This window comes from Streptomyces sp. NPDC006296 (assembly GCF_040613235.1).
Taxonomy (GTDB): Bacteria; Actinomycetota; Actinomycetes; order Streptomycetales; family Streptomycetaceae; genus Streptomyces.
This window is the reverse complement of record NZ_JBEXRT010000061.1, coordinates 1-19,931: the sequence shown is the minus strand read 5'-3', so window position 1 is coordinate 19,931 and position 19,931 is coordinate 1. Positions and strand designations below refer to the sequence as shown.

General features: G+C 72.8%; 19 protein-coding genes. 13 read left to right on the top strand and 6 right to left on the bottom strand.

Going from position 1 to position 19,931, the window contains the following annotated elements:
- The first annotated feature begins 101 nt into the window (after nucleotides 1-101).
- The 4 genes from ABZ172_RS28375 to ABZ172_RS28360 all read left to right on the top strand — a co-directional run bounded on the left by ABZ172_RS28375 (nucleotide 102) and on the right by ABZ172_RS28360 (nucleotide 4,590).
- Nucleotides 102-980 carry a bifunctional methylenetetrahydrofolate dehydrogenase/methenyltetrahydrofolate cyclohydrolase gene (locus ABZ172_RS28375; RefSeq protein ID WP_356887916.1) on the top strand — a complete coding sequence of 293 codons (879 nt, stop codon included), beginning with the start codon at nucleotides 102-104 and terminating at the stop codon, nucleotides 978-980.
- A 20-nt stretch (nucleotides 981-1,000) separates the two neighbouring features.
- Nucleotides 1,001-1,852 (top strand): DUF3017 domain-containing protein, encoded by an 852-nt coding sequence (locus ABZ172_RS28370; RefSeq protein WP_356887914.1) that lies wholly within the window; start codon nucleotides 1,001-1,003, stop codon nucleotides 1,850-1,852.
- Nucleotides 1,853-2,286: 434 nt separating this feature from the next.
- The gene (locus tag ABZ172_RS28365; RefSeq protein WP_356887912.1) at nucleotides 2,287-3,423 is read left to right on the top strand and encodes a DUF2690 domain-containing protein; all 1,137 of its coding nucleotides are present in this window, start codon (nucleotides 2,287-2,289) and stop codon (nucleotides 3,421-3,423) included.
- 177 nt (nucleotides 3,424-3,600) lie between these two features.
- Nucleotides 3,601-4,590, top strand: a complete 990-nt coding sequence (locus tag ABZ172_RS28360) for a malate dehydrogenase (protein ID WP_356887910.1) — start codon at nucleotides 3,601-3,603, stop codon at nucleotides 4,588-4,590.
- Between the two features lie 136 nt (nucleotides 4,591-4,726).
- Here ABZ172_RS28360 and ABZ172_RS28355 read toward each other — a convergent pair whose 3' ends face one another.
- Complete coding sequence (locus tag ABZ172_RS28355) at nucleotides 4,727-5,239, bottom strand: carboxymuconolactone decarboxylase family protein (protein ID WP_356887908.1); 513 nt, start codon at nucleotides 5,237-5,239, stop codon at nucleotides 4,727-4,729.
- 47 nt (nucleotides 5,240-5,286) lie between these two features.
- Between ABZ172_RS28355 and ABZ172_RS28350 the strand changes: the two genes are divergently transcribed.
- From ABZ172_RS28350 to ABZ172_RS28340, 3 genes are all read left to right on the top strand, one after another.
- Nucleotides 5,287-6,696: a PLP-dependent aminotransferase family protein gene (locus tag ABZ172_RS28350; protein WP_356887906.1), complete on the top strand. Its 1,410-nt coding sequence runs from the start codon at nucleotides 5,287-5,289 to the stop codon at nucleotides 6,694-6,696.
- 120 nt (nucleotides 6,697-6,816) lie between these two features.
- A complete protein-coding gene (locus tag ABZ172_RS28345) occupies nucleotides 6,817-7,092 on the top strand; it encodes a hypothetical protein (RefSeq protein ID WP_356887904.1) in 276 nt (91 codons plus the stop codon).
- Between the two features lie 7 nt (nucleotides 7,093-7,099).
- On the top strand, nucleotides 7,100-8,287 hold the full coding sequence (locus ABZ172_RS28340; protein ID WP_356887902.1) for a glutathionylspermidine synthase family protein: 1,188 nt from the start codon (nucleotides 7,100-7,102) through the stop codon (nucleotides 8,285-8,287).
- Between the two features lie 73 nt (nucleotides 8,288-8,360).
- On the opposite strand, the gene rocD is transcribed toward ABZ172_RS28340, so the two are convergent.
- On the bottom strand, nucleotides 8,361-9,569 hold the full coding sequence (gene rocD / locus ABZ172_RS28335; protein WP_356887900.1) for an ornithine--oxo-acid transaminase: 1,209 nt from the start codon (nucleotides 9,567-9,569) through the stop codon (nucleotides 8,361-8,363).
- A 368-nt stretch (nucleotides 9,570-9,937) separates the two neighbouring features.
- Here rocD and trpS point away from each other — a divergent pair, with 368 nt between their 5' ends.
- Entirely contained in the window at nucleotides 9,938-10,951 is a 1,014-nt protein-coding gene (gene trpS / locus ABZ172_RS28330; protein WP_356887898.1) for a tryptophan--tRNA ligase, read from the top strand.
- An 85-nt stretch (nucleotides 10,952-11,036) separates the two neighbouring features.
- Nucleotides 11,037-11,627, top strand: coding sequence for a 2'-5' RNA ligase family protein (locus ABZ172_RS28325; protein WP_356887896.1), 591 nt, complete (start codon nucleotides 11,037-11,039; stop codon nucleotides 11,625-11,627).
- Nucleotides 11,628-11,708: 81 nt separating this feature from the next.
- Here the strand turns inward: ABZ172_RS28325 and ABZ172_RS28320 are convergent, their stop codons facing one another.
- Nucleotides 11,709-12,467: a decaprenylphospho-beta-D-erythro-pentofuranosid-2-ulose 2-reductase gene (locus ABZ172_RS28320; RefSeq protein WP_356887894.1), complete on the bottom strand. Its 759-nt coding sequence runs from the start codon at nucleotides 12,465-12,467 to the stop codon at nucleotides 11,709-11,711.
- A 201-nt stretch (nucleotides 12,468-12,668) separates the two neighbouring features.
- On the opposite strand from ABZ172_RS28320, the gene ABZ172_RS28315 reads away from it, so the two are divergent.
- Entirely contained in the window at nucleotides 12,669-13,601 is a 933-nt protein-coding gene (locus ABZ172_RS28315) for a YihY/virulence factor BrkB family protein (RefSeq protein ID WP_356887892.1), read from the top strand.
- Here the strand turns inward: ABZ172_RS28315 and ABZ172_RS28310 are convergent.
- Nucleotides 13,549-14,796, bottom strand: a complete 1,248-nt coding sequence (locus ABZ172_RS28310; protein ID WP_356887890.1) for a D-alanyl-D-alanine carboxypeptidase — start codon at nucleotides 14,794-14,796, stop codon at nucleotides 13,549-13,551. The genes ABZ172_RS28315 and ABZ172_RS28310 overlap by 53 nt on opposite strands.
- Nucleotides 14,797-14,917: 121 nt before the next feature.
- On the opposite strand from ABZ172_RS28310, the gene ABZ172_RS28305 reads away from it, so the two are divergent.
- The 3 genes from ABZ172_RS28305 (at nucleotide 14,918) to ABZ172_RS28295 (ending at nucleotide 18,320) form a co-directional block, all read left to right on the top strand.
- Nucleotides 14,918-15,163, top strand: coding sequence for a hypothetical protein (locus tag ABZ172_RS28305; RefSeq protein ID WP_356887888.1), 246 nt, complete (start codon nucleotides 14,918-14,920; stop codon nucleotides 15,161-15,163).
- Between the two features lie 54 nt (nucleotides 15,164-15,217).
- Complete coding sequence (locus ABZ172_RS28300; RefSeq protein WP_356887886.1) at nucleotides 15,218-16,633, top strand: metallophosphoesterase; 1,416 nt, start codon at nucleotides 15,218-15,220, stop codon at nucleotides 16,631-16,633.
- 133 nt (nucleotides 16,634-16,766) lie between these two features.
- Nucleotides 16,767-18,320, top strand: coding sequence for an ABC transporter substrate-binding protein (locus ABZ172_RS28295; RefSeq protein ID WP_356887884.1), 1,554 nt, complete (start codon nucleotides 16,767-16,769; stop codon nucleotides 18,318-18,320).
- On the opposite strand, the gene ABZ172_RS28290 is transcribed toward ABZ172_RS28295, so the two are convergent.
- Both ABZ172_RS28290 and ABZ172_RS28285 read right to left on the bottom strand, forming a co-directional pair.
- A complete protein-coding gene (locus ABZ172_RS28290) occupies nucleotides 18,307-18,963 on the bottom strand; it encodes a TetR family transcriptional regulator (RefSeq protein ID WP_356887928.1) in 657 nt (218 codons plus the stop codon). The two genes, ABZ172_RS28295 and ABZ172_RS28290, sit on opposite strands and share 14 nt — an antisense overlap.
- A gap of 222 nt (nucleotides 18,964-19,185) precedes the next feature.
- Nucleotides 19,186-19,776 (bottom strand): hypothetical protein, encoded by a 591-nt coding sequence (locus ABZ172_RS28285; protein ID WP_356887882.1) that lies wholly within the window; start codon nucleotides 19,774-19,776, stop codon nucleotides 19,186-19,188.
- Nucleotides 19,777-19,931: the final 155 nt, after the last annotated feature.

Here is a 19,931-nt window from a genome sequence, read left to right as displayed (position 1 = left end):
TTGTCCAGCTCTTTGCCCAATGCGTTGTGCAAGTGCAATCTCGTGTCCACCGGGCAGACCGGATTGGTACCCGGGAGGGGTCATCCGCGAGGATGGGTCCCATGACTGCCCAGATTCTCGATGGCAAGGCCACCGCAGCTGCGATCAAGTCCGATCTGACCGTCCGCGTGGCGGCCCTCAAGGCACAGGGCATCACCCCCGGCCTCGGAACCCTGCTCGTCGGCGACGACCCGGGCAGCCGCTGGTACGTGAACGGCAAGCACCGCGACTGCGCCCAGGTCGGCATGGGGTCCATCCAGCGTGAACTCCCCGGTACCGCCACCCAGGAGGAGATCGAGGAGGTCGTGCGGGAGCTCAACGCCGACCCCGAGTGCACGGGTTACATCGTGCAGCTCCCCCTTCCCGACGGGATCGACACCAACCGCATCCTGGAGCTGATGGACCCGGCGAAGGACGCGGACGGGCTGCACCCGATGAGTCTGGGCAAGCTCGTGCTGAACGAGAGCGGCCCGCTGCCGTGCACCCCCCAGGGCGTGGTCACCCTGCTGCGCCGCCACGGCGTCGAGATCAACGGTGCCCATGTCGTCGTCGTCGGACGGGGCGTGACCATCGGCCGGCCGCTCCCGCTGCTGCTGACGCGCAAGTCCGAGAACGCGACCGTCACCCAGTGCCACACCGGCACCCGTGACCTCTCCGCACACCTCCGGCAGGCGGACATCATCGTCGCCGCCGCCGGTGTGCCCCACCTGATCAAGCCCGAGGACGTGAAGCCCGGCGCGGCCGTGCTGGACGTCGGCGTCAGCCGGGACGAGAACGGCAAGATCGTCGGCGACGTCCACCCCGGTGTGGCCGAGGTGGCCGCATGGGTCGCCCCGAACCCGGGCGGCGTCGGCCCCATGACCCGTGCCCAGTTGCTCGTCAACGTGGTCGAGGCGGCCGAGCGCGCTGCCGCCGAGGCCTCCGCCGCATCCGCCGGCTGACCCGGAACCGAGGAGCGTTCATGGGTGCTGGTACGAGTCCGGCGGACGGCAGGCACGCGGACGGCCCGCAGACGGACGGCCCGGCGACGGACGGTGCGGCGACGGCCGGAGAGGCCGGCGCGTCCGCCGCGGTGAAGACGACCGACGGGTCCCGGACTGCCGAACGGCCCGAGGCGCGTGGGGAGTCCGCGGTGCGTGAGCGGCCCGAGGCACGCGGGGAGTCCGTGGTGCGTGAGGAGCACGGGGCGCCCGTCACGGCCGATGCGAGCGGAAGCGCAGGAGCGGGCGGTGCCCCCGATGCTGATGGTGCTGCCTCTGCGGGCGGTGCCCCCGGTACGGACGGGAGCACCGAAGCCGACGGGAGCCCCGAGACGGACGGTTCCCCCGAGGCCGGTGCGCACCCCGGTGCCGACGTGAGCGCGGACACGGACGCGGAGACGGGTACGGAGGGCGCGACCGGCAGTGGTTCGACCTGGGCGCCCTCGCGTCGCTTCTCGCTGACCAGCGACACCGCGCGCCCCGAGGGCGGCGGCCGGGCCGCGCCGGGGGACGCCCCCGCTCCGGCCCGGCAGTGGCCGTTGCTCACGGTGCTCGGCACCGCCGGGATCGGCCTGCTGCTCGTCGGTGCCGACCCCTTCGCGCAGGCGTTCAGGATCGGCACGATGCTGATGGGCGCGGCGCTGCTCGCCGGGGCGGTGCTGCGCTGGGTGGTCCCGTCCGTCGGCATGCTGGCCGTGCGGTCCCGGTTCACCGACCTGGTCACGTACGGCGTCATGGGCACGCTGATCGTGCTGCTCGCGCTGATGGCGCAGCCCAAGCCGTGGTTGCAGGTGCCCTTCCTGCAGGACGCGGTCCACTTCACGATCCGCTGAGGCGGGCCCGCCCCGGCCCCTGCCGGCCTGTGCGCCGCGGGTGTCCGTCCCCTCCCCCGAGAAGGGACGGACACCGGGACGGGGCGCCTGCGCACGCGGCGCCGCAGGGCGCCGACGTGAGCGGCCTCGCCCTGTCCCGGATCAAGAGTCATGGACATGAGGTCTCTGGTTCAAGGGATGCCCGGCCGCTGTGGCACGGAAGTGACCATTCCGCCACTGTGTGATCGTCTGGCAACGGTCCGTGGCCCCGCCCGTGGGACGGGGCTCACCACCGGGCGCGGTCCTGCGAAAGACCCTGCGCCCCTTTGTCCGGAACTGGCATTCTGGATCCGCGCACCCTTTCGAGCGGCCCGTGGTCCGTGGCGCCTGGTCTGCGGCCCCTGGTGTCCGGGGCGCGGAGCGCGCCGTGGCCGTCGGACCGACTGGGGGAGACCATGCCTCGCTGGAAGGCACTGCCGGAGGAGATCGATCCGGAGTTACGGGAGTTCACCACCACCCTGCGCGGCCTGGTGGACGGCGGCGGACTGAGCCTGGCCGCGGTCGCCGACCGCACGGGCTACAGCAGGACGTCGTGGGAGCACTACCTCAACGGCAGGCTGCTCGCCCCCGAGGGCGCGGTCGTCGCGCTGGCCGAGGCGACGGGCACCCCGCCGGACCGGCTGACGGCGATGTGGGAGCCGGTGGAGCAGGCGTGGAGCCGCTCCGAGGCGCGTCACGACCTGATGATGGAGACCGTCCGCAACGCCCGGGCGCGTGCGGCGCCCGGTGCGGCGGGAGTGGCCCCGGCCCCCGCGGTGCGCAGGCGCCCGGGCCGTGCGGCCGCCGGCCGCAGGACCACCGGCGGCCGGAGAGCCGCCCCCGCCGAGGACGCCGAGAGCCCCGCGGCCGCGGCAGCCGGCCCGGAGCGCCCGGCACCGGCACCCGCCCGGCGGGACGCGGGCCCGCCGACTCCGCGGCGGACACGGCCGGTTCCGGCACCGGAAGCGGAACCGGCGGGCGACGGAAGCGGTAAGGAACCGGCGGGAGACGGAAGCGGTACGGAGCACGGCGGGCCCCCGGGGAAAGGCCGCCGACGGGCGGCACCGGTCCTGCTGTGTGTCGTGGGCGCGCTCCTGCTGACGGCCGGGGCCGTGCTGTTCCTCCGTCAGCAGGAGCGCTCCGGCGGGGACCCCGGCTCCGGCCCCGCCGCCGCGGCTCCCTCCGCGGACCCCGGCGCCCGTGCCCTCCGGTCATCCGCGGGCGCCGGGTGCGAGGGTGCCGACTGCACCGGGCGGGACCCGGAATCCATGGGGTGCGGGCGGTCGGCCGGCACGGTGGCGAGGAGGACCGTCGGCGGCAGCCTCGTCGAGGTCCGCTACAGCGAGACCTGTCACGCCGCCTGGGCCCGGATCACCCGGGCGTCCCCGGGCGACGCGGTGCGGATCACCGCCGGCTCGTCGGAGGGGCGGGGCGCGGTGGAGGCCGACGCCGAGGCGTACACCCCGATGCTCGCGATCCGGAAGGTCTCCGAGGTCAGGGCGTGCGCCACCCTCACCTCCGGAGCGGCCGGCTGCACCGCACCGGGGGAGTGACCGGGCGAGCCGCCGCCGCCCGGGGGACCGGCTGTGCGCCGTCCCACAGGGGGGCGGGCGGTCCGTGCGGCGAGGGTCGGATAGCCTGACCGCGGGATATCTCTTCACATCAAGATTCAGAGACGTCCCGCACCAGGGGCAGGGACCCCCACCGCCAGCTGTCTAACGGAGATCGCCATGACCCGCACTCCCGTGAATGTCACCGTCACCGGCGCAGCCGGTCAGATCGGCTACGCGCTGCTCTTCCGCATCGCCTCCGGCCACCTGCTCGGCCCGGACGTGCCGGTCAACCTGCGACTCCTGGAGATCCCGCAGGGCCTGAAGGCCGCCGAGGGCACCGCCATGGAGCTCGACGACTGCGCGTTCCCGCTGCTGCGCAACATCGAGATCACGGACGACGCCAACGTCGGCTTCGCCGGCGCCAACGTGGCCCTCCTGGTCGGCGCCCGCCCGCGCACCAAGGGCATGGAGCGCGGCGACCTGCTGTCCGCCAACGGCGGCATCTTCAAGCCGCAGGGCAAGGCCATCAACGACAACGCGGCGGACGACATCAAGGTCCTCGTCGTCGGCAACCCCGCCAACACCAACGCCCTGATCGCCCAGGCCGCCGCCCCGGACGTACCGGCCGAGCGCTTCACCGCGATGACCCGGCTGGACCACAACCGCGCGATCTCGCAGCTGGCCGCCAAGACCGGTGCCGCCGTCTCCGACATCAAGCGCCTGACGATCTGGGGCAACCACTCGGCGACCCAGTACCCGGACATCTTCCACGCGGAGATCGCCGGCAAGAACGCCGCCGAGGTCGTCGACGACGAGGCGTGGCTGGCCGACACCTTCATCCCGACCGTCGCCAAGCGCGGCGCCGCGATCATCGAGGCCCGTGGCGCGTCCTCGGCCGCCTCCGCCGCCAACGCGGCCATCGACCACGTGCACACCTGGGTCAACGGCACCGCCGCGGGCGACTGGACCTCCATGGGCATCCCGTCGGACGGCTCCTACGGCGTGCCCGAGGGCATCATCTCCTCCTTCCCGGTCACCACGAAGGACGGCGCCTACGAGATCGTCCAGGGCCTGGACATCAACGCGTTCTCGCGTGCGCGCATCGACGCGTCCGTGCAGGAGCTCACCGAGGAGCGCGACGCGGTCCGCGAGCTCGGCCTGATCTGAGCGGGGACCGGCCGCCGGCCGGACCCCGAGCCGTAGGAGGGCGCCCCCGGCAGCAGTCGCTGCCGGGGGCGCCCTCCGTCGTCCGCACGGACCCCACGCCCGGTCACCCCGGCCACGGGCCCCCGCCACCCGGCGGTCAGTGCTTGATGTCGCCGGGCGTGTAGTGACCCGGGGTCAGGCGGGCGGTCACGCCGAACCGGTTCCAGGCGTTGATCACGGCGATGGCGGCGATCAGCTGGGCGAGCTCCGCCTCCTCGAACTGCCCGGCGGCCTGCGCGTAGACCTCGTCCGGCACGAAACCGTCGGTCAGCACGGTCACCGCCTCCGTCAGCCGGATCGCGGCCAGTTCCCTCTCCGTGTAGAAGTGCTGCGACTCCTCCCAGGCACTCAGCTGGACGATCCGCTCGACGGACTCGCCCGCCGCGAGGGCGTCCTTCGTGTGCATGTCCAGGCAGAACGCGCAGCGGTTGAGCTGCGAGGCGCGGATCTTCACCAGTTCGAGCAGGGCCGGGTCGAGTCCCTCACGGGAGGCCGCGTCCAGCCGGACCATGGCCTTGTAGACGCCGGGGGCGAGCGTGGCCCACTGCAGACGGGCGGGGTGCTCGGGGGCGTTCGCGGCGGATGCGTGGTGATGCGGATGCGTGGTCATGGAAAGGACGCTAGCGGCCGGATGGCGCGCCGGTATGGTCCATTTCCATGACGGATTCCTGGGCCGCTTTCGGCGTCGACCTGCACATCGAACCGGTCGGCACCGGTCTGCGCAACGGGCTGATGAACGCGCTGCGGGAGGCCGTACGGACCGGGCGCCTGGCCCCCGGCACCCGGCTGCCCTCCTCCCGGACGCTCGCCGCGGACCTCGGGGTCGCCCGCAACACGGTCGCCGACGCCTATGCCGAGCTGGTGGCCGAGGGCTGGCTGACCGCGCGTCAGGGCTCGGGCACCAGAGTCGCCCGGCGGGCCGCGGCACCGGGGCCCGTCGCGAGGGGAGCGAGGGCCAGGCCGGTGCGCCGCCCCGTGCACAGCCTGCTGCCGGGATCGCCCGACCTCTCCTCCTTCCCCCGCGCCGAGTGGCTGAAGGCCGCCCGGCGCGCCCTCGCCGCCGCCCCCGACACGGCCTTCGGGTACGACGACCCGCAGGGCCGCATCGAGCTGCGGACCGCCCTCGCGGACTACCTGGCACGGGCCCGCGGGGTGTACGCGAACCCCGAACGCCTCGTGATCTGCTCCGGGTTCGTGCACGGGCTCGCACTGATCGGCACGGTGCTGCGCCGCCGCGGGGTGCGGGCGGCCGCCGTCGAGTCGTACGGACTGGACATCCACCGGAACCTCCTGGCCGAGGCCGGTCTGCGCACCCCCTGCGTCCCGGTCGACGCCCTCGGGGCCGCCACCGGGACACTGCGCGGGATGCCGGGGGTCGGCGCGGTGCTGCTCACCCCCGCCCACCAGTTCCCCACGGGCGTCCCGCTCCATCCCGACCGGAGGGCCGAGGCGGTCGACTGGGCGCGGTCCTCGGGCGGACTGGTCCTGGAGGACGACTACGACGGAGAGTTCCGCTACGACCGCCAGCCGGTGGGCGCGCTCCAGGGACTCGATCCGGAACGGGTCGTCCACCTCGGGACGGCCAGCAAGTCGCTGGCACCCGGGCTGCGACTGGGCTGGATGGTGCTGCCGGAGGCCCTGGTGGAGGAGGTGTGCGCGGCGAAGGGCGGCTTCGACCGGATGACCGGGGCGCCGGACCAGCTGACCCTCGCGGAGTTCATCGCCTCGGGGGCCTACGACCGGCACGTACGGGCCGTGCGGCTGCGCTACCGGCGCCGCCGCGACCAGCTCGTCGCGGCACTCGCCGCACGGGCACCGGGCTTCCGGGTCAGCGGCATCGCGGCGGGGCTGCACGCCGTGCTCGAACTGCCCGACGGGACGGAGGGACCGGTCGTCCAGGCCGCCGCCTGGCAGGGGCTCGCGCTGGAGCGGCTGTCGCGCTTCCGGCACCCGGACGCCGGTCCGGGCCGGGACGGGCTGGTCATCGGCTACGGCACACCGTCGGAGAGCGGCTGGGCGGGCGCGCTGGACGCCCTCTGCCGGGTGCTGCCGGAGGACGGGGCATGAGGCGGACGCGGAGAGCGGACGGCACCGGGTTCCAGCCGGAGAGTCCTTGCATCTAATCTGACTGGCAGTGCGCGGGTGGGCGACCACCGGCTCTTGGGCCACGACGGGGGAGAACAGCACATGGACAGGCGCAAGCTGAGGTCGGGCACCGTGGTGCTCGGCGGCATGGGCGTACTGGCGGCGACGCTCACCGCGTGCGGCTCGGAACCGGACCGGCGGTGCGTCGACCGGGTGACCCAGGAGATCCTGCCCCGGTACGAGTGCGAGGACGGCCGCGGCAGCGGGTCCTACTACTACGGCGGCAGCAGCCACAAGAACCGCGTGTCCGGCGGAAGTTTCGACAAGTCCGCGGTCGACCGCGGCGGGTTCGGGTCCTCCCGCTCCAGCGGCGGCTGACGCCCCCGTGGAACGCCGCGTCACCGCACCGCGCCCCGGCTGGCAGGAGACCGTCGAGGAACAGGGCCTGATCTACCCCCTGACCCGCCACCCGGACGGATCCCTGCGCCCCTACTGGGACGAGAGCGCCTACTACGTCTTCTCGCTGCCCGAGGTCGAGGCGCTCGAAGAGGTCGTGGAGGAGCTGCACACGATGTGCCTGGCCGCCGCCGCGCACATCGTGGAGCACGACCGCTTCGCCGACCTCGGCATCACCGACCCGCGGCTCGCGGGCCTGGTCGCCGAGTCCTGGCGGCGCCGCGCCGAACTCCCCTCCCTCTACGGCCGGTTCGACCTCCGGTACGACGGGACCGGTCCGGCCAGGATGCTGGAGTACAACGCGGACACCCCCACCTCGCTGGTGGAGGCCGCGAGCCCCCAGTGGTTCTGGATGGAGGACCGCTTCCCGGGCGCCGACCAGTGGAACTCCCTGCACGAACGTCTCGTCGACGCGTGGCGGCGGCAGGCCCCGCTGCTGCCGCCGGGCCCCCTGCACTTCGCCCACTCCGACGGCGACGAGCTCGGCGAGGACCTGATGACGGTGGCGTACCTGCGGGAGACCGCCGCCCAGGCCGGGATCGACACCGAGGCGCTGTCCGTCGAACGGATCGGCTGGGACCGGCTGGCCGGGCGCTTCGTCGACGAGCGGCTCCGCTTCGTCCGCAGCTGCTTCAAGCTCTACCCGTGGGAATGGCTGACGACGGACCGCTTCGGACCGCACGTGCTGGACACCCTGGACAACGGCGGCGGCACCGGCAGCACCTGCTGGATCGAGCCCGCCTGGAAGATGCTCCTCTCCAACAAGGCCCTGCTGGCCGTCCTCTGGGAGCTGTACCCGGGCCACCCCAACCTCCTCCCCGCCTACCTCGACGGCCCCCGTGAACTGGCCGGCCCGGACGGCGCCGGATACGTCTCCAAGCCGCTGCTCGGCCGTGAGGGCGCCGGTGTCGCCGTCCACGGCCCTGGCAGCCCCGCAGTGCTGCGTGACGAGCCCTGCTGCTACCAGGAGCTGGCGCCGCTGGCCGACTTCGACGGCAACCGTGTGGTGCTCGGCGCCTGGGTGGTCGGCGACGAGTCCGCCGGGCTCGGCATCAGGGAGTCGGCGGGGCTGGTCACCGACGAGTACGCCCGTTTCCTGCCCCACGTCATCCTCTGAGCCACCGGCCCCGCCGGCCGGACTCCCGGACCGCCCGAGGGCCGCGGACGCCGCCGGCTCCGCCGCACCGGGCTCAGCCGGCGGCCAGTACCTCGCGGAGCCGGGCCAGTCCCCAGTCCAGGTCCTCCTTGCTGATCACCAGCGGCGGGGCGATGCGGATCGTGGAGCCGTGGGTGTCCTTCACCAGGACACCGCGCCGCATCAGCTTCTCCGAGATCTCCCGGCCCGTGCCGAGCTCGGGCGAGATGTCGACGCCCGCCCACAGGCCCCGGCCCCGCACGGCCCGCACCGCGCCGCCGCCGGCCAGCAGACCGAGCTCGGCGTGCAGATGCTCGCCCAGCTCCGCGGCACGCTGCTGGAACTCGCCGGTGCGCAGCATCGCGACGACCTCCAGGCCGACCGCGCAGGCCAGCGGATTGCCGCCGAAGGTGGATCCGTGCTCGCCCGGCCGGTAGACGCCGAGGACCGCCGCGGAGGACACGACGGCGGAGACGGGCACGACACCCCCGCCCAGGGCCTTGCCGAGCACGTACATGTCGGGCACGACCCCCTCGTGCTCACACGCGAAGGTACGGCCCGTGCGGCCCAGGCCCGACTGGATCTCGTCGGCGATGAACAGGACGTTCCGCTCCCGGGTCATCTCCCGCACCCCCGCCAGATAGCCCGCCGGCGGCACCAGCACCCCGGCCTCGCCCTGGATCGGCTCCATCAGCACCGCGACCGTGTTCTCCGTCATCGCCCCGGCGAGCGCGGTGAGATCCCCGTACGGCACGATCTCGAACCCCGGGGTGTACGGGCCGAAGTCGGCCCGCGCCTCCGGGTCGGTGGAGAAGCTGACGATCGTGGTGGTCCGGCCGTGGAAGTTGTCCGCGGCCACGATGATCTTGGCCATCCCGTCGGGGACGCCCTTCACCCGGTAGCCCCACTTGCGGGCCGTCTTCACCGCCGTCTCCACGGCCTCCGCCCCGGTGTTCATCGGGAGGACCATCTCCATGCCGCACAGCTCGGCGAGCTCCGTGCAGAACGCGGCGAACCGGTCGTGGTGGAAGGCGCGGGAGGTGAGCGTCACCCGGTCCAGCTGGGCCTTCGCCGCGTCGATCAGCCGCCGGTTGCCGTGCCCGAAGTTGAGCGCCGAGTAGCCGGCCAGCAGGTCGAGGTAGCGGTCCCCCTCGACATCGGTCATCCAGGCGCCGTCCGCCGAGGCGACGACGACCGGCAACGGGTGGTAGTTGTGCGCGCTGTGCGCCTCGGCGGAGGCGATGGCGGTGTCCGTGGTCGACACGGGATCTCCGTTCGTCGTGCGGAGGGGGCGGGGGTGGTGCCCCACTTTGTATCGTCGGTCGGATTCAGGACGGGGAAACCTTCGCCGCCCGGCGCGCCCCGCCACCGGCCCGGTCCGCGGCGCGCCCGCGCACCCGGTACCCGACGGGCCGGCGGTCCCGGGCGCCCCCGTGACGTGTCTCACGCCCCGCCGGCGCCCGCGCGGACCGTGTTCTTCGTCTCATTCCCCCGGCGCGCACGCCGGCGCCCCCGCGCCCCGCCGTCACCGGTGCGGGCCTCCTCAGGTCCCGGCTCGGGCCCCTCCCGCGGCCGCGGATCTTTCCTCCACCGGTTGCCGAAGATCGGTTCCGCACCTGAGACAATGAGTGCATGGCCTCTGATCGACCCCGTGTGCTCTCCGGAATCCAGCCCACCGCAGGCTCGTTCCACCTCGGCAACTACCTCGGTGCGGTCCGCCAGTGGGTGGCGCTGCAGGAGTCCCACGACGCCTTCTACATGGTGGTGGACCTGCACGCGATCACCGTGCCGCAGGACCCGAAGGAACTCCGCGCCAACACCCGGCTCGCCGCAGCCCAGTTGCTGGCGGCCGGGCTCGACCCGGAGCGGTGCACGCTCTTCGTCCAGAGCCACGTCCCCGAACACGCTCAGCTCGGCTGGATCATGAACTGCCTCACCGGTTTCGGCGAGGCCTCCCGCATGACGCAGTTCAAGGACAAGTCCGCCAAGCAGGGCGCCGACCGGGCGACCGTGGGCCTCTTCACCTACCCGGTCCTCCAGGTCGCCGACATCCTGCTGTACCAGGCCGAACAGGTGCCGGTCGGCGAGGACCAGCGTCAGCACATCGAGCTCACCCGGGACCTCGCCGAGCGGTTCAACGGCCGCTTCGGCCCGACGTTCACGATCCCGGCGCCGTACATCCTCAAGGAGACGGCGAAGATCTACGACCTCCAGGACCCGGCGGTCAAGATGAGCAAGTCGGCGTCCACACCGAAGGGCCTGATCAACCTCCTCGACGACCCGAAGGCCACCGCCAAGAAGGTCAGGAGCGCGGTCACCGACACGGACACCGTGATCCGCTACGACGCCGAGAAGAAGCCCGGCGTCAGCAACCTCCTGACCATCTACTCCACCCTGACGGGCACGGCCGTCTCCGATCTGGAGCAGACGTACGAGGGCAAGGGCTACGGCGCGCTCAAGACCGACCTCGCCGAGGTCATGGTGGAGTTCGTCACTCCGTTCCGCACCCGGACCCAGGAGTACCTGGACGACCCGGAGACCCTGGACGCCCTGCTGGCCAAGGGAGCCGAGAAGGCCAGGACCGTCGCGGCCGAGACGCTCGCCCGGACCTACGACCGGATGGGTCTTCTGCCCGCGAAGCACTGAGTCCAAGGACCCTGGCGATACGGCGTCCCCAGGGGCCACACTGGCGTCGGCACGACCGATGCCACCGTCGAAGAAGGAGAACGATGTGGGGACCGTAACGCTTGGCGTTTCGATCGCGGTCCCGGAGCCTCACGGCAGCCTGCTCCAGGAGCGGCGCGCGGGCTTCGGAGACCCTGCCGCGCACGGCATCCCCACCCACGTCACCCTCCTTCCGCCGACCGAGGCCGAGGCGGCCGACCTGCCCGCGATCGAGACCCACCTCTCGCAGATCGCCACGGCCGGCCGCCCCTTCCCGATGCGGCTCTCCGGCACCGGCACCTTCCGCCCGCTGTCGCCGGTCGTCTTCGTCCAGGTCGTCGAGGGCGCCTCGGCCTGCTCCTGGCTCCAGAAGCGGATCCGGGAGGACTCGGGCCCCCTGGTGCGCGAGCTGCAGTTCCCGTACCACCCGCACGTCACCGTGGCGCACAGCATCGCCGAGGAGGCCATGGACCGGGCGTACGAGGAGCTCTCCGCCTACGAGGCCGCCTGGACCTGCGGTTCCTTCGCCCTGTACGAACAGGGCCAGGACGCCGTCTGGCGCAAGATCAACGAGTTCCCGTTCGGCGGCGGGGAGGGCGCGCCCGCCGTGCCGGCCCAAGGAGGGAACTCCGTGGACCGGCCGTCGCTGCGCACCTGAGCCCGTACCCCCCGAGGAGGGCCCGACCCGGCACCGGGTGCCCGGCGCACCCCTCCGGCGGCCCGCCCCGGGCCCCGCGCCCTACCGCACCGGCAGCCGGCGGAACAGCGGGCGCGGCACGTGCCGCAGCGCCGACATCACCACCCGCAGCGCACCGGGCACCCACACCGTCTCCGCGCGCCGCCCCAGCCCCGCGACGATCGCCTCCGCGACCGCGTCCGGGGTCGTGGTGAGCGGCGCCTCCTCACGCCCCGCCGTGGCCCGTGACCGCACGACGCCGGGGCGTACGACCATCACGTGCACGCCCGTCCCGTGCAGCGCGTCGCCGAGCCCCTGGGCGAAGACGTCCAGGCCCGCCTTGCTGGAGCCGTAGATGAAGTCGGTGCGGCGGGCGCGTTCGCCGGCCGCCGCGGACAGCACCACCAGGGACCCGTGCCCCTGCGCCTGGAGCGCCCCGGCGCACACCAGCCCGGCGGAGACCGCCCCCGTGTAGTTCGTCTGCGCCACCCGCACCGCGGAGAGGGGTTCCTCCTCGTCCCGCGCCTGGTCGCCCCGGACACCGAAGGCCAGCAGCACCATGTCGATGTCCGCCTCGGCGAACAGCCTCCCGAGCACCTCCTCGTGCGTGCCGGAGTCGAGCGCGTCGAAGGCGACGGTGCGGACGTCGGCGCCCAGCCCGCGCAGCTCCGCGGCGGCCCGCTCCAGGGCGGGGGAGGGCCGTCCGGCCAGGTGCACGGTCCGGGTGCGGCGGGCGATCAGCCGCCGCGCGGTGGCCAGGGCGATCTCCGAGGTACCGCCGAGGACGAGCAGGGACTGCGGGGCACCGAAGGCGTCCTTCACGGGCTGGCTCCAAGGGGGAAGGCGGGGCGGACCGGCAGGCGTCCACCGGTGAGGACGCCGCGTCGGCGGACACGATCGAGACCGTATCGCCCGGCAAAACCCATTTGGTGGATTTGTTACAGCACTCACCGAAATGGGTGATTGCTGATCCAGGTCGCCGCACACCCCGGTTTTCTGCGCGCCGAGGGGTACGCGTAGGGAATGGACTGGCTGAAAAACCTTCCCGTCATCGGGCCGCTCGTCGCACGGCTGATGGAGACGCACGCCTGGCGCTCCTACGAGACGCTGGAACGGGTCCACTGGGCCAGGCTCGCCGCGGCGATCACCTTCCTCAGCTTTCTGGCGCTCTTCCCCCTGATCGCGGTCGGCGTCGCGATCGGGGCCGCCCTGCTCTCCCCGCAGCAGCTCGACACGATCGAGGGCAAGCTCGCCGACCAGGTCCCCGGCATCTCGGACCAGCTGGGCATCGACAACCTGGTCGCCAACGCGGGCACGGTCGGGGTCGTCGCCGGTGCGCTGCTGCTCTTCACCGGGATCGGCTGGATCGGCTCGATGCGGGACTGCCTGCGGGCCGTCTGGGAGAAGGACGACGTGGACGAGGGGAACCCGGTCGTCCGCAAGATCAAGGACGCCGGCCTCCTGGTCGGTCTCGGCGGGGCGGTGCTCGCCACCCTCGCCGTGTCCACCGTCGCCTCCACGGCCATCGGCTGGACGGTCGACCGCCTGGGCATCCCCGAGAACGGCGCGGGCGGTGTGCTGCTCCGGGTGGCGGCCGTGGCCGTGGCGGTCCTCGCCGACTTCCTGATCCTGCTCTACCTCCTCACCCTGCTGCCCGGGGTGGAGCCGCCGCGCCGCCGGCTGGTGGTGGCCGGCCTGGTCGGCGCGGTCGGCTTCGAACTGCTCAAGCTGCTGCTCGGCAGCTACATCAGGGACGTGGCCTCGAAGAGCATGTACGGGGCCTTCGGCGTGCCGATCGCCCTCCTCCTGTGGATCAACTTCAGTGCGAAGCTGCTGCTCGTCTGCGCCGCCTGGACGGCGACGCCGGGCAAGGACGGGGCGGCGGACGGGGAGGGCACCGAGGTCAGCGCCGGGGGAGGCGACGCACCAGGTCGGGCAGCGGCCAGCGCCGGTTGACCAGGAACGCTCCGGCGGCCAGGGCCACCAGCACCCCGCCGGCGACCGACAGCGCGGTCCAGACCCCGCTGGAGCCGGCGGCGGCGGCGGCGTGGGCCGTCGCGGCGGGCGTCCCCTTCCCCTCCTGGCCCTTGCCCGTCGCGGGTCCGGAGTCCTTGTCGGGCAGGGCGGACCTCGGCGGCACCAGCTCACCGACCGGGGTCACCTTGCCGCCCGCCGCGAAGCCCCAGTCGAGGAGGCCGGCGGCCTCCTTGTAGACGGCGTGGCTCTCCTCCGACGAGGGGTTCATGACCGTCACCAGGAGCACCCTCCCGTCGCGCTCGGCGATCCCCGTGAAGGTGTTGCCCGCGTGGGTGGTGTAGCCGTTCTTGACGCCCGCGATGCCCTTGTAGGGCTCCACCCCGATGTCCCCGGTGATCAGCCGGTTGGTGTTCTGGATCTCGAAGCTCTCCCGCTTCTTCCCCTTCTTCCGCTCGCCGGGGAACTCGGCCGTCGCCGTGGCCGCGTACTCGCGGAAGTCCGCCTTCTGCATCCCGCTGCGGGCGAACAGGGTGAGGTCGTAGGCGCTGGAGACCTGGCGCGGGGCGTCGTAGCCGTCGGGCGAGACGACCGTGGTGTCCAGGGCCTGGAGCTCCTCGGCGTGCCGCTGCATCGCGGCGACCGTCGCCGGGACGCCGCCGTACATCTCGGACAGCACGTGCACCGCGTCGTTCCCGGAGCGGAGGAACACCCCCAGCCACAGGTCGTGGACCGTGTACGAGTGGTCCTCCTTGACGCCCACCAGGCTGCTGCCCTCGCCGACGCCGGCGAGCTCCTCCTCGGTCACCTGGTGGGTGAGCGTCTTCGGCTGCAGCGCGGGCAGGACCGTGTCGGCGAACAGCATCTTCAGGGTGGAGGCGGGCGGCAGCCGCCAGTGTGCGTTGTGCGACGCGAGGACCTGCCCGTTCTCCGCGTCGGCGACGATCCACGACCGCGCGCTGAGGTCCTTGGGCAGCACCGGGGCACCCGGTCCCAGGTTGACCTGGGTCCCCACCTCGCCGAGCCGGGTACCGCCCACGGTCGACATCGGACCGGTCGGCTTCGGCTGTTCGTCCTCGGTCTTGTCCTTGTCGGCCGCCCCTGCGGGGCTCACGACACAGAGGGACAGCAATGCGGCAGAGATGACCGTCACCACGGTCTTTTTCAGAGCAGGCACGGTCGGAAACGTACAGGGCGTTGCCGGGGCCGGAGACCCGGATGGCCTGACCCGCCGTGCACACCGCTGGGACAGCCCACCCCGGGCGATCGGTCGGGAGGGCGGCGGCGATACTGATTCCATGAAGCTCAGCCGCCCCGTTTCCTGGTTCCTGCTCGTCTTCGGAGCGTGGAGCTGGGTCATCTGGGTCACCTTTGTCAAAAATCTCTGGAAGGACGGCAGCGGTCTCGCGTTCGACGACGCGGGAGACCCGACCGCCTACTTCTGGGTCCATCTCCTGCTCGCCGTCACCTCGTTTCTCCTGGGGACGGCCGTGGGGGTCATCGGGTTGCGCGGTGTCAGGGCTTCGCGTCGTGAAAGCCGATGACGGACGGGCCACGGGGCACCGTCCGGACATGATCGTTTCAGCGGGGGAGCGTACGTGACAGTGGTCTTCGTGCTCGGGGCGGCAGCGGTTCTCGCGCTGCTGGCAGGCGTGCACCGGTACGTCTGGCGCCGGCTGGTCGGTGACACGACACGGAAGGGCGGCGCCGCGCGCCGTGCGGGCACCGTCGCGGCCTTCGTGCTGCCGCTGCTCTCGGTGGGGGCCCTCGTCTCCGGCCGTGCGGGCTTCCCCTTCTGGCTCCAGCAGGTCCTGGCCTGGCCCGGCTACCTCTGGCTGGCGGCCCTGCTCTACCTGACGCTCGCTCTGCTGGTGGGCGAGGCCGTCCGCCCCCTGCTGCGCCGGGCGCTCGCCCGCCGGGCCGGGGCGTCGGCCCCGGCGGCCCCCGAGCCCGCGGACCGCACGGCCGGGGCGGACCCGGCCACCGCGACGGCCGGCGGACAGCCGGCGCGGTCCGCCACGGCGGCGGGCGTGCACACGGCGCAGGACGCGTCGGCGGGCGTACGCACGGCGCAGGACACCGCGCCCGCCGCGGACCGCACCGCGCCCGCCGGGGCGCCCGCCGCGCCCGCCACCCCTGCCGAGACGCCCGCGACCCCCGCCGGGGCGCCCGCCCCGGCCGTCGCCGACCCCTCGCGGAGGCTCTTCGTCGCCCGCGCCGTCGGCGGGGCCGCCGCCCTCGCCGGCCTGGGCACGGTCGGTCAGGGCGCCTACGGAGTGCTGCGCGGCCCCCGCGTCAAGCGGGTCACCGTGCCGCTCGCCGGGCTGCCGCGTGCCGCCCACCGCTTCCGCATCGCCGTGGTCAGCGACATCCACCTCGGCCCGATCCTGGGCCGCGCCCACACCCGGCGCATCGTCGACACGATCAACGCCACCGGATCCGACCTGGTGGCCGTCGTCGGCGACCTCGTCGACGGCTCCGTCGCCGACCTCGGCACCGCGGCCGAGCCGCTCGCCGGCCTCGAAGCCCGGCACGGCAGCTACTTCGTCACCGGCAACCACGAGTACTTCTCCGGCGCGGCCGAATGGGTCGACCACGTACGCGAGCTGGGACTGCACCCCCTGGAGAACGCCCGCGTCGAGGTCGCCGGCTTCGACCTCGCCGGGGTCAACGACGTCGCGGGGGAGAGCGAGGGCCAGGGGCCCGACTTCGCCCGCGCGCTCGGCGACCGCGACCGCAGCCGTGCCTCCGTGCTCCTCGCCCACCAGCCCGTCGTCATCGACGACGCCGTCGAGTACGGCGTCGGCCTCCAGCTGTCCGGACACACCCACGGAGGCCAGCTCTGGCCCGGGAACCTGCTGGCCGGACTCGCCAACCCCACCGTCGCCGGCCTCGAACGCTACGGCGACACCCAGCTGTACGTCTCGCGCGGCGCGGGCGCCTGGGGGCCGCCGGTACGGGTCGGCGCCCCCTCCGACATCACCGTGGTGGAGCTCGTTTCCCCGCAGGCCTGACCCCGAAACCTGTGAGCGTCTCCCTCGCTCTTCCAGATGTGAATATCGTGTGATTGAGTGAAGCCCGACATGCGGCGATGATGTGCCTCTCCGTGCACGCGGGCCGGTATGGGTCGGTAAGGGAGCGCGGCACATGCGGTTCGTCCGTCTGCGGATTCTCGCGGTTCTGGTGGTTCTGGTCGTCGCGGGCGTGGGCGCCTGGCAGTTCCTCCCCTCGGACGAGGCCGACCGGTCCCCGATCACGATCGGCACCTCCGACGAGGTCACCTCGCTGGACCCGGCGGGCGCCTACGACGCCGGCTCCTGGGCGATCTACAGCAACCTCTACCAGTCCCTGATGACCTTCAGGCCCGGGGCGGTCGTGCCGGAACCGGACGCGGCCGAGAGCTGCGGGTTCATCGGCCAGAAGCTCCAGACGTACCAGTGCAGGCTGCGGGACGACCTGAGGTTCTCCGACGGCCGCGCGATCACCGCGGCGGACGTGAAGTACTCCTTCGAGCGGATGCTGAAGATCAAGGCGGACGTCGGTCCGTCGGTGCTGTTCCCCGGCCTCGACACCGTCGTCACCGAGGGCCGCACGATCACGTTCAACCTCTCGGCCCGCGACGCGACGTTCCCGCAGAAGCTGGCCACGGGCGCCGGCTCCATCGTCGACCCCACCCGGTACCCGAAGGACAGGCTCCGCACGGACGACCAGGTCGACGGCTCGGGCCCGTACACCCTGAAGTCGTACGAGCCCGGGGTCCGCGCCGAACTGGTCCCGAACCCCGCGTACAAGGGCGCGCTGAAGAAGAAGGGCGGCGCGGTCGACATCCGCTACTTCGAGGGGTCCGAGGCGCTCCAGGCCGCGTGGGCGGCCGGAGAGGTCGACGTCACGCACCGTCAGCTCCCCGCCGAGAGGCTCGCCGAGCTCGACCCGGGGTCGAGCGAGCAGCGGGTGACCGAGGCGGACAGCGCCGAGACCCGCAACCTCGTCTTCAACGTCCGCGACGGCGCACCTCTCGCCGACCGGAGGGTCCGCCAGGCCATCGCCTGGATCATCGACCGCGGGCCGCTGGTGACCAAGGTCTACCGCAACACCGTCGAACCCCTCTACTCGCTGATCCCGCAGGGGTACATCGGGCACAGCACCCCCTTCTTCGACTCCTACCCGCAGTCGGACCCCGCACGGGCGAAGGCGCTGATGCAGGAGGCGGGCGTGAGCCTCCCGCTGCACCTCACCTTCGCCCACCGCGACGACGACGCCAACAAGGAGGAGTCCGCCGAGCTGGTCCGCCAGCTGGAGAAGGACGGACTGTTCAAGGTCACCGAGAAGGCCGTGGAGTGGCAGGCCTTCCAGAAGGGCTACGCGGCCGGCGACTACGACGCGTACACCCTGGGCTGGCTCCCCGACTTCCCCGACCCGGACACCTTCGGCCAGCCGCTCGTCGGCCGTGACAACTCCCTGCACAACGGCTACACGAGCACGAGGATGGACGCGCTGATCTCCGCCACCCAGCGGCACAGCGACCGCGGCCGCACCTCGGCCGACTTCAAGGAACTGCAGCGACTGGTCGGCGAGGACGTCCCGCTGATCCCGCTGTGGCAGAAGAAGGACTACGTCGTCAGCAAGGAGTCGGTGTCCGGGTCCCAGTACCTCTCCGACGGCACCGGGATCTGGCGGCTCTGGGAACTCAGCCGGATCTGACGTCCCGCGCGGACGCCCCCGGCAGGAACTCCACCAGCAGGTCGTGGATCTGCCGCACGAGCGGGCGCAGCACCCGGAACCGGGAGAGCGCGATCGCCCGGGCGGCGATCGGCGCGGTGCGCTCGACGAGCCGGCGGCTGCGCTCCGTGCCCTCGGACCGGTCGTAGACCCAGAACAGCACCAGGCCCATCTGCATCAGCCACATCAACTGCGGCAGCAGTACGGCCAGTTCCGGGTCCGCCTTGACCGAGGAACCGGACAGGCAGCGTGCGTGCAGGGCGATGACCGCCTCGCGGGCCGCGGCCGAGTCCTCCGAGAACGGCGAGAGCGGGCTGTCCGGGTCCGCCGCGTTCTTGAAGAACTGGGCGGCGAAGCGGTGGTACGGCCCGGCCACCTCCAGCCAGCTCAGCAGCACCCCCCGGATACGGACGGCGAGGTCCCGGTCCCCGGCCAGCACGGGCTGCACCGCGGCCTCGTGCTCCGCGGCCAGCCGGTCGTAGAAGCCCTGGACCAGGTGCTCCTTCGACGAGAAGTAGTAGTAGGCGTTCCCGACGGAGACGCCGGCCTCCCGGGCGATGGCCCGCATCGTCGTCCGGTCGTAGCCCCGCTCCTCGAAGAGCCGGAGCGCCGTCTCCAGGATCAGGGTGCGGGTCTGCTCGCTCTTCGGGGCCTTGGCCTTCCCGGCCGCCGCGTCGCCTCCGGCCGGCCGGGAACCACCCGCGACCGCCCCGGTCCTCTCTTGCTCCACCACGCCCCCAGGCTAACCGGGAGGCGGCCCCCGCCGGTCCCGGGCGCCCGTGCCGCGCTCCGGCTGCCTGCCGGAGCGCTGTGCGTGCGCAGGGTGCGGGGGAACGGGCGCCGGAGCTCAGGCGCTCATCGAACGCGCGGTGTTGACCTGCGACATGACCCAGTGGAAGGTCTCGGGCCCGGTCGCGGGGATCATCGTCTGGTGGTGCCGGCCCCCGCTGGTGACCGTGATCTGCACGAAGCCCGTCGTGCGCTTCTCCTTCATCAGGAGGAACAGCAGGCCGACGAGGCAGAACAGCGCGAAGACGATCGCCAGCACGATGCCCACGGTCGGGATCTTCTCCTCCGTGCGCGACATGTCGGTCGCCGTCCACACCGCACCCTTGAGCGGCAGGGTGCCGGACGGGGTCACGATGCCGTCGTTCATCACCGTGATGTCGCCGAGGGACAGCATCGGCACCCCGCCACCGCCCTGCTGCGCGGGGAGGTTGAAACCGGGCTGGGTGGGCTGTCCGTGACCGGGGTAGCCGTAACCGGGGCCGGGCTGCGCCGCACCGTCCGGCAGCGGCTGCGGGTAGCCGTACGCCGGAGCGGCACCCGGTGCCGGGTAGCCGTAGCCCGAACCGTCCGGCACGGTGGGCGGGTTGCCCGGCGGCTGGGGCGGACCCCACTTGTATGAGTCGTCCGCGTACGGATTCGGATCGCTCACAGCGTTCCCCGTTCTCCTTCAAGCCGGCTGCTCCCGCGCGTGCCGCGCCGGGAGGCGCGAGCCGGTCACCGGCTCCGCACGACCGTACCGTCCCGGCGCGCCCGGACGCACCAGGAGGCCCCGTTCCCCCGCACGGACCGTGCGGGGGAACGGGG